The organism is Xenorhabdus bovienii, from assembly GCF_024721015.1.
Taxonomy (GTDB): Bacteria; Pseudomonadota; Gammaproteobacteria; order Enterobacterales; family Enterobacteriaceae; genus Xenorhabdus; species Xenorhabdus bovienii.
On sequence record NZ_JANAIF010000161.1, the window covers coordinates 1 to 2630 of the forward strand.

The 2630-nt window shown below is 55.4% G+C and carries 3 protein-coding genes; 2 read left to right on the forward strand and 1 reads right to left on the reverse strand.

Translation table 11 applies throughout. The features are described from left to right. Positions 1-1754 (reverse strand): CHC2 zinc finger domain-containing protein (locus NXS07_RS19380; protein WP_258087448.1); only part of this gene is annotated, 1754 nt, incomplete at its 3' end. Positions 1755-1932: 178 nt separating this feature from the next. Between NXS07_RS19380 and NXS07_RS19385 the strand changes: the two genes are divergently transcribed. Together NXS07_RS19385 and NXS07_RS19390 are read left to right on the forward strand one after the other, a co-directional pair. After that, positions 1933-2298 carry a helix-turn-helix domain-containing protein gene (locus NXS07_RS19385; protein ID WP_258087449.1) on the forward strand — a complete coding sequence of 122 codons (366 nt, stop codon included), beginning with the start codon at positions 1933-1935 and terminating at the stop codon, positions 2296-2298. Between the two features lie 86 nt (positions 2299-2384). Then, positions 2385-2630, forward strand: a 246-nt coding sequence (locus NXS07_RS19390; RefSeq protein ID WP_258087450.1) for a SymE family type I addiction module toxin, incomplete at its 3' end; no start/stop codon positions are given.

Sequence of the window (2630 nt, forward strand, 5' to 3'; positions counted from 1 at the left end):
CCGGTCATGGCGCTGTACTGGATACGCTCTTCTTCCGGTATCAGGTTCAGCACCGCATCCATTAAGGAGGATTTTCCGGCGGCGCTGCTGCTCTGTATCAGGACCGCTAAGGGTTTGGGCAGTTTACGGCTCACGGCGGCCAGATAACCCGCAAGCAGGTTGGTCGATTCCCCGACAACCCCACAGGCGGCTAAATCAGCGGTGATACGACTGATTAACGCCGGATCTTGCAGCAACGCCAGCGCAGACTGCTGTTCATCGGCACTCAGGGATTGAGCGGCCTGCACCGTTTCTGCTGCTGCCCAAGAACGCTGTTCCAGCACCAGTAACACCCGGCCGAGTTCACGCTTAATCAGCGTGTCCGGCAACGCCAGCTCCTGAGTAGCCTGACGCACGAACCCCGAACGGGCGCGGGCGCTCAGGATATCAAAACTGTCCACGTATAATGCGCCGCTGTTTTTATCCAGTAACTGCACATTCACTTTCATCACCGTTGCGCCGGCTTTCTGTTGCGCACCGCGTATCCGCCATTCCTGCCCGTCCTGCCGGACAACAATATCCCCGTTATCGGCCAGTGTGGTTACCACACCCGGCTCCGGAACTAATGCCGCCGCAGAGACTGGCACGACAGCGGAAGCATTCTGGTCTGCCAGCGGTGCTTTCGCGGGTTCACCCAACCATTGTGCTGCATCCAGTAACTGACCGAAGGCATTTTCCGGGTTCGCCACTTCACAGCTAAAGCGATTGGCATCGCTGCCTTCGGGGAACACCACCCGCCAGACATCCAGCCCGGCCAGTTGCAGCTCTGCCGCCAGTCGTGCCGCCGCGTCATTGCCTGCCTTGTCATTATCATAGGCAATATGCACCTGCCGGATCTCATGCTGCCGGAAGGCGACCCGGTGCGCCTCGGTAAACCCGTGTACCCCATACGAGCAGGTCACGTTGCGGAATCCGGCACACCAGAACGACATCGCATCGATCAGCGATTCACACAAAATCACCGAGGCCGAACCGGCCAGCCCCGCTTCATTCCAGACCCCGCCATGCGCGCCCGGCAGATAGAGATGCCGCGGTGTGCCTGCCCGCAGTCGATCCGTGATTTTGCGGCCGTACATTTCCTGCACCTCGCCATTAAGACCGATCACCGGAATGACCAACGAGCCGCTGAAGTGTTCGTGGCCGCTCTCACGCAACAACCCGGCTGCCTGAAGCTGCGTACGGATTTCGGCCCCGGCTTTCAGCTTTTTCTCCGGCAAGCGGTAACCGAGGGTGCGGTTGGCAAAACCGAGCTTAAAATGGCTGACCAGCTCAGGGTGATCAAGGCGGCGTTTTTTCAGGTACTGATGAGCTTCCGGGGCATTCAGCAAAGTCTGGTGATAGAACTCAGCCACCCGTAACAGCAGCGCCTGTTGCCCGACCGCATCACGGATCAGTTCCGACGAGTCAACCAGCGGCTCCACTGCCGGATTGCTGCCGAGCATCGCCCTCAACCGTTCACAACCATGACGCAGGCTCAACCCTTCGGTTTTCATGACCCAGTCCAGCACCGATCCGCCTGCATTACAGCCAAAGCAGTGATAGAGATTTTTCGACGGTGTGATCACCATCGACGGCGTTTTTTCCGGATGGAACGGGCACAGCACGAGCCTGTCTTTGCCGCGCTTAACCACCTGCCGCCCTTGTTGCTCAAGAACAGCCACTAAGGGCACCGCCGCTTTCAGGTGTTGCAACTCAGCTTCCGGGATGCGAGCCATGTCAGATATCCTTACAAAATATTTTTTAATAAAGCATCGATGCTTGATAAGTTAGCTTCAAGGCTTTATTATGTCAAGCATGTAAAGCGCATATCAACGCATTGGAGCATGGAAGATGAGTCATAATTACGGCAACATAGCTACATTTAAGACCGCAATAATGACAGAGGTGCTTGATATGACAGAGGCAACAGAGAGCGGATTTGCCCAACGCCTGCGGGAGTTACGCAGGCAAAAAGGATTCTCCCAGTCAGAGCTGGGTAAACTGGCTGAGCTGCATTACACCCACATTGGCCGTTTTGAGCGCGGCACCTCGCGGCCGGGCAGTGACACGTTAAAACGTCTGGCGGATGTGCTCGGGGTGAGCAGTGATTACTTGCTGGAAGGGGCTGAGACCGAGGCAGCGAAAGCCCGTTTTGAAGACAGGGAGTTACTGCGGCAGTTTCAGGCCGTGGAGCAGTTACCGGAGGAAGACAAGGAAGTGATTAAGAAGTTGCTGGATGCCTTTTTAACCAAGAAGCAGTTACAAGCACTGGCAAGGTAAGAACAACCCGTTGATTTAACGCGGAGTTAAAATGCTACCAACACGTTAACCCCGCTGACCACAAGCAACTAAGTAGGAGTTGAATGATGGCTAAGGCGCATTATAAGCAAAACCGCGCGGTAAATAAAGCCGCCAAAACAGAACGTTATTACACCGTGGGATACGTGCCGCAAAATGACAAAGAAGCTGCACCACCTGCCATTCATCTTAAAGGCCAGTGGCTTAAGGCAGCCGGGTTCGATAAGGGTTGCACCCTCACCGTGAAGATTATGGATGGCTGTTTGGTGCTTATTCCTGACAGCGATGATACTCGCAGCATCAAGCAACAGTAC